Origin of the sequence: Chryseobacterium sp. C2(2020) (genome assembly GCF_014218915.1) — a bacterium.
GTDB lineage: Bacteria > Bacteroidota > Bacteroidia > Flavobacteriales > Weeksellaceae > Chryseobacterium > Chryseobacterium mucoviscidosis.
In genome coordinates this window covers 20,570-27,110 of sequence record NZ_JACLCT010000046.1, presented here as the reverse complement: position 1 = coordinate 27,110, position 6,541 = coordinate 20,570, and the positions used below count along the sequence as shown (strand labels likewise).

The 6,541-nt window shown below is 40.4% G+C and carries 7 protein-coding genes; 5 read left to right on the top strand and 2 right to left on the bottom strand.

Going from position 1 to position 6,541, the window contains the following annotated elements:
- Positions 1–49 precede the first annotated feature (49 nt).
- On the bottom strand, positions 50–505 hold the full coding sequence (locus tag H6W52_RS18810; protein WP_116099763.1) for a hypothetical protein: 456 nt from the start codon (positions 503–505) through the stop codon (positions 50–52).
- A gap of 5 nt (positions 506–510) precedes the next feature.
- On the bottom strand, positions 511–2,169 hold the full coding sequence (locus H6W52_RS18805; protein ID WP_185216894.1) for a T9SS type A sorting domain-containing protein: 1,659 nt from the start codon (positions 2,167–2,169) through the stop codon (positions 511–513).
- A gap of 698 nt (positions 2,170–2,867) precedes the next feature.
- Here H6W52_RS18805 and H6W52_RS18800 point away from each other — a divergent pair.
- The 5 genes from H6W52_RS18800 to H6W52_RS18780 are packed head-to-tail and all read left to right on the top strand — an operon-like array spanning position 2,868 to position 6,442.
- Complete coding sequence (locus H6W52_RS18800) at positions 2,868–3,176, top strand: hypothetical protein (protein ID WP_123892018.1); 309 nt, start codon at positions 2,868–2,870, stop codon at positions 3,174–3,176.
- 12 nt (positions 3,177–3,188) lie between these two features.
- Complete coding sequence (locus H6W52_RS18795) at positions 3,189–3,815, top strand: NUDIX hydrolase (RefSeq protein ID WP_116099760.1); 627 nt, start codon at positions 3,189–3,191, stop codon at positions 3,813–3,815.
- Positions 3,816–3,842: 27 nt separating this feature from the next.
- Positions 3,843–4,649, top strand: a complete 807-nt coding sequence (locus H6W52_RS18790) for a lysophospholipid acyltransferase family protein (protein WP_087707729.1) — start codon at positions 3,843–3,845, stop codon at positions 4,647–4,649.
- Positions 4,650–4,660: 11 nt separating this feature from the next.
- Entirely contained in the window at positions 4,661–5,098 is a 438-nt protein-coding gene (locus H6W52_RS18785) for a hypothetical protein (protein WP_076395814.1), read from the top strand.
- Positions 5,099–5,104: 6 nt separating this feature from the next.
- Complete coding sequence (locus H6W52_RS18780; RefSeq protein ID WP_116099759.1) at positions 5,105–6,442, top strand: UDP-N-acetylmuramate--L-alanine ligase; 1,338 nt, start codon at positions 5,105–5,107, stop codon at positions 6,440–6,442.
- Positions 6,443–6,541 lie beyond the last annotated feature (99 nt).

Below are 6,541 nucleotides of genomic sequence, written 5' to 3'. Positions count from 1 at the left end.
ATTTTTCTCTCTCGTTTCATAGGTTAAAATTAAGGTTTTATGCTTAACTTTAACTGGACGCTAAATTAGTACATCCAGACAGTCCCGGTAATGAATAGTAATACATATCATCAAATTCGTTATTAAAATGATCAGGCGCGGAAGGATTATCATAACATTCATCCAATTCTCCTATAACCTTTTTATAAATAACACTGGTTCCGAGCAATGACCAGCCATAACCAACATCACTAATTCTGTCTGTATTTTCGTAGTTTTGAATATTGTAGCTTAAACTTATCGGATAACTCAGCGTATTATCACTCATAGGAATATCTAAAAGCGGAATATTGATATTGGGAATTCCCGTTGCTTCATTAATGGGAACATCTGAATAGCGCGACAATGATGCTATTGAGGGGGAGGCAATTGGATTATTAACAGTTTCCCCAATGCTACTTTGTGCATATCCTTCTTGTAATCCTAAAGCCAGAAGAACTTGTATAACTAAAATATTTTTCTTCATTTGTCTTATTTTTTAATCAATTTGGCATTCGCCGTTTTGTCACAGGTTTTCACCACCACCAGATACGCCCCCTGAATCAGAGGCTGGGTATTGATTTTGGTGATCTTATTTTTTGTTTTTACCGTTTCAAGCTTTCTTCCGCCCATATCGTACACTGCAATTTCAGCCTCAAACGCTCCCTCTCTCAAGCCCTCAAACCCAAGCTCCACATACACATAATCCGTTACCGGGTTCGGGTAGATCCTGATATCCTGCTTTTCGATCAGCTGGTCAACCTGTTTATCGCCAAGTTTCACGATCTTCCAGTTTTCTTTCCCCAGTTCCTCTGCGCTGGTTCCTGCGAGTACAATCGATCCGTCACGGTTCAGCTTAATATCAGATAATCGTTCCTCTTTTTTTCGGGATTCTCCCTTTACGTGCTTTCTCCACTGCTCATTTCCGTTCTGGTCAAGATACAGCATCCAGAAAGTCTCATCATCATTTTCAATCCTTCCTTCCGCCTGTGTGTAACCACCTAAGAGAATTCCCTTAGACTTCCCGCCTCCGTTTTCCTGCTTCCCGGCAATGACACTCATCCCCATCAGAACATCCCTGTTTTTAAAGCTGTAGGATTTCTGCCACTGCTCATTTCCGCTTAAATCAATAGCAACCAACCATAAATCAGTACCCTCTTCAATACCGACGGATTTATTTCCCGATCTTTCCGATCTGGATTCTCCTCCGATCAGGTAGCCGGTTGAAGTCAGGGCAAGTATTCTTAGATGATCATCGCCTTTTCCTCCGAAGTTCTTTTCCCATTCCACTTTTCCGTCTTTCGAAAGTTTCACGATCCAGTAATCGCCTTCACCAAAATTGCTGCTTGTTTTTGGTTGATAATTGATGGTTTTACTACTTCCTGCCTCCGTCTTCCCGCTTCCTGCCAAAGCTGCGCTTCTGGAATACACTCCCAATAAAGCACCTCCATCCTTAGTGGGAATCATCTTTTCCACTTCATCCAATCCTTTTCCGCCTAAAATCAATTGGGATAATTCTTTTCCGTTTTTATCCAGTCGTACCACCAGAACATCTTTGGAACCATACCCTTTCATTTTTGGATCTTGAGTTTGTTTACCCTGAGCGGAGTCGAAGGGAAGGGTTGTATTTCCTGCAACAATGAACCCCATATCCGTAGTCTGAATCACCGTCCGGGCTTCTTCATCCGCAGTACTGCCTATGGTTTTCTGCCATAATTCATCCCCGAATTCGTTGATGCGGATCAGCCAAAAATCGCTGCCGCCTTTGGATTCGTCTTTTTTATCCAGCCCTTTCCCTGAATAGCTGGAACCCGCCAGAAGAAATCCGCCTTCCTGCGTATTGACCGTTGCTGAAAGAAAATCATGATTTTTTCCTGAGAAATATTTTTCCCAGACTTCTTCGCCCTGCTGGTTGAGTTTTACCAGATGGAAATCGTAGCCGTTGTTCTGCTTTTGGTTACCAGTTGTTGGTTGACTGTTGTCAGAATGGATGCTGCTTCCGGTAATTAAATACTGTTGATCGATGGTTGTGGTGACCTGTGAAAGAAAGTCCTGCGTAGAAGACCGGATATCTTTCTGCCAGACCACTTCCTGAGCAGAAACGCTCAGAATACTGCACAGAGTGAGCATACTCATGCCGAGTTTTTTCATACTTAGTGTAATTTTAACGTTATTGTAAAGGTGAAATTAAGAAAGGGAATGCTTAGAAAAATAAGGAAACCCGCATTCTTAAAGAATAGATACTGAAGTTGACAGAATCTGTCCGAAATTTATTTGTTTTAATCATGGTTTTTTAGTTTTTTATGAGCTTTTAGCAGCTTGTCTTTATTAATTTTTGTTCAGAATGGTAGAAAGAAAATCTCATCCTTTTTACTCTTCTGCAAAATTACAATCCATTAACGACAAAACATGTCGCTTTATTTTAAAGGATGCATTTTTTTTCAAACAGGTTGGAAATCATGATGAAATTTTTTAAAATGTATGTTTTAATGTACGCTTCGGCTCCGCTCAGCGCACGGTGATGGTTTGGCTTACAATGATCTGTTTAAATGGAATCGCGCTGATGTACGCTGAGCGGAGCCGAAGCGTACGATGCTAGATGTGGCTTACAATGATCTGTTTAAATGGAATCGCACTAAAGTACGCTGAGCGGAGCCGAAGCGTACAATGAAGCAGAAATACTTCCATAAAATTCTTCGGGAATCCTTCGGCTGTTGTTCGGTGTTTCTTCGGAAAAAATCCCATTTTTCCGAAGCCGATCCGAAGAAGACCCGAACATGATCCGAAGAAATGGGTTTTCAAACCGGTCAAAACCGGTCAAAAGCAGTCAAAACCGGTCAGAATTTTTTATGGTGGTGGAAAATGGACATTTCTACGGTAATTTTAACCCGTTCATCAAAAAAAATCTTTTAAAAACAAGCAAAAAAACAGATTTCATCAATTCAGTCATTCAAACAAATCAACCAAGCAGTACGCTTCGGCTCCGCTCAGCGTACAACCAACAGCCATCAACCATCAACCATCAACCATCAACCATCAATCATCAATCATCAATCATCAATCATCAATCATCAACCATCAACAAACAGCCAACCACCACTCTCCCACTTTTACCATTAATTAACATTCTCCGCTCTTCCTTTCTTCAAAAGAAATGATTAAATTTGAGAATGAGTTTTGGAAAAGATTTATTAAAGAAAATAAAAACTGCGGAATTGCCGGGAATCCATGCGCACAGTGTTTTCTCGCCTCCTTCCCGCCCTGTTTTTACGTATGAAGAGGTTTTGGAAAAAAATCCAAAGTTTGCTGCCGTAAATATTGTTTTGTACCTGAAAAACGATGAGTGGCATTTCCCTTTAATCCAGAGAACCATTAATGAGCACGACCGTCACAGCGGACAGATCTCTTTACCGGGCGGAAAGCGCGAAGAAGCGGATGAGGATTTTGCAGAAACTGCGGTGCGTGAGACTTCAGAGGAAATCGGCATTGAAAAGCATTATGTAAGAATGATTCGCGAAATGTCGCCGATCTACATACCGCCCAGCAACTTTTATGTATATCCTTATATTTCGTATACGAAAAAGAATCCGGAATTTATTTTACAGCAGAGCGAGGCAGTGGAAGTTATAGAGTTTCCCATCACCTGTTTTCTCAATCTTCCGGATGAGCCGGAAATGATGGTTTTACCGAGCACGGCAGGAAATGAAGTTCCTGTTATTAATTTCAACGGATATATTATCTGGGGCGCTACCGCCATGATTCTGAGTGAATTCAGCCAGTTGCTGAAAAAAATGTAACTTTGCAATATCGTGTTTAATTGAGAGATGGCGAAGAAAAACATTTTCACCGACGCGTTCGGAACTCCTTATTTTTTAAAAAGATTAATTATTTTTATTTTAGGACTGGTATCTTACAGAAGATTCAACGGCTTTAATAAACTGAAAATCAGCGGAACGGAATATCTTGTAGATCTTCCCGACTCCAATGTATTGTTTGTATCCAACCATCAGACGTATTTCGCAGATGTGGCAGCGATGTATCATGCATTCTGCTCAGTAAACAACGGCTATTTAAATACCATTAAAAACCCTATCTATCTTCTAAATCCTAAAATCGATTTTTACTATGTAGCTGCTGAAGAAACCATGAATAAAGGGATTCTTCCTAAAATCTTTAAGATTGCAGGGGCGGTAACGGTAAAAAGGACTTGGAGAGCGGAAGGTAAAAACGTCAACCGGATGGTAGACATGAGCGAGGTAGATAATATTATGAAAGCACTCGATAACGGATGGGTAGCTACTTTTCCTCAGGGAACCACGGCAGCATTTGCACAGGGAAGAAGGGGTACGGCAAAACTGGTTAAAAACCAACGTCCTATTGTTATTCCTATTAAGATTAACGGATTCAGAAGGGCATTCGATAAAAAGGGACTTCGTGTAAAAGTGACAGGCGTAAAACCGACGATGGAGTTTAAAGCACCTCTTGATATAGATTACGACAAAGAAAATGCGCAGCAGATTCTGCATAAAATCATGACAGCGATTGAGCAGACGGAGGATTTCAACGTCTTGCACAGTTATGATGAAGAATTAAAAGCTAAAAAATCAGAGCAAAAAGAGTCAGATAATTAAAGTATAAAATGATGAAAAGAATATTAGGAATTTTATTCGCGATCATAGTATTAGTATCCTGCAACAGCCAGAAAGTGTATTCGGATTTCGACATCAGCTATTCGAAAAGCGGGGGATTTGCACCGATATATGAAAATCTTCTGATTAAAGGAAATACTGCCCATTATTCTTTCGAAGGACAGGGTAAAAAATACAGGCAGGATTTTAAAATTACAGACGAAGATCTTAAAAAGCTGGACAATACACTCTCCCAGAATAATTTCAGAAGAATACAGGAAGACCACCAGAAAATCTATGACGGGATTGCCACAACAATCAACATAAAAAAAGGTCCGAATGAAGGCAGCAAAACCGATGCAAGCTCGGTAATGCCGAATTACAAAACAAACTGGACGAACATTACCAATGCTTTTCAGGAGATCATTAATACTAATGTAAAAAAACCGTAAATACAGTTGAAAACCCATTTCATCGCGATCGGCGGAAGTGCGATGCACAATCTTGCCATTGCATTAAAAGATAAAGGATACCATGTAACAGGTTCGGATGATGCGATCTTTGAACCTTCGAAATCACGTTTGGAAAAGAAAGGAATTCTTCCCGGAGAAATGGGATGGTTTCCGGAAAAGATTACTTCGGATATCGATGCCGTTATTCTCGGAATGCACGCCCATCAGGATAATCCGGAACTGGCGAAAGCCAAAGAGCTTGGGCTGAAAATCTATTCGTATCCCGAATTTCTGTACGAACAGTCTAAAAATAAAACAAGAGTGGTTATTGCCGGTTCACACGGAAAAACGACAATTACTTCCATGATTCTCCATGTGCTGAATTTCCATCAGAAAGAAGTGGATTTCATGGTGGGAGCACAGCTCGAAGGCTTCGACTGCATGGTAAAACTGAGCGAAGAAAATGATTTCATGGTTTTGGAAGGGGATGAATATCTTTCCTCTCCTATCGATCTCCGTTCGAAATTTTTGCTGTATCAGCCGAATATTGCTTTGCTGAGCGGAATTGCATGGGATCACATCAACGTTTTCAAAACATTTGATGATTATGTGGATCAGTTCAGAAAATTTGTGGCAAGCATAACGGCAGGCGGTGTTCTGGTATACAATGAAGAAGATGCCGAAGTGGTAAAAGTGGTGGAAAGTGCTGAAAATTATTTCAGAAAAATTCCTTACAAAACCCCTGAATACGAAATTGTAAACGGAAAAGTTCACCTGAAAACGGAAATGGGCGATGTTCCGCTTTCGGTTTTTGGCGCACACAATTTATTAAACCTGGAAGGGGCAAGACACATCTGCCATACTTTGGGAATTATGGATGAAGATTTCTATGAAGCCATTATGAGCTTTAAAGGAGCCTCAAAGCGTCTGGAAAGGGTGGAAAGAGAAGACAACGGAACATTGTATAAAGATTTTGCACACGCGCCGAGTAAGGTAAAGGCAGCCGTAAAAGCATTCTGCGAACAGTTTAAAAACGAAAAGAAATACGGTTTTCTTGAACTTCATACGTATTCCAGCTTAAATCCTGTTTTTCTGGAACAGTACGATCACGCAATGGACGGACTGGATGAAGCGATTGTTTTCTATTCTGAAGATGCCCTGAAAATCAAAAGAATGGAGCCGATTTCACCGGAACTGATTAAAGAAAAGTTTAAGAATGAAAATTTAAAAGTGTTCACCAACGCGGAAGAACTTCATGCATACTGGAACACGCTGGATAAATCTGAGGGCGTTTATCTCATGATGAGCTCCGGAAATTTCGGAGGTCTTGATCTTACGAAATAACTGTACAGAATATAAAAAACAAACTCCTTTCAGACCGAAAGGAGTTTTTTATTTTATTGACTTACCCCTTTTTACTCATAAAGGCTTCGACAGGCTCAG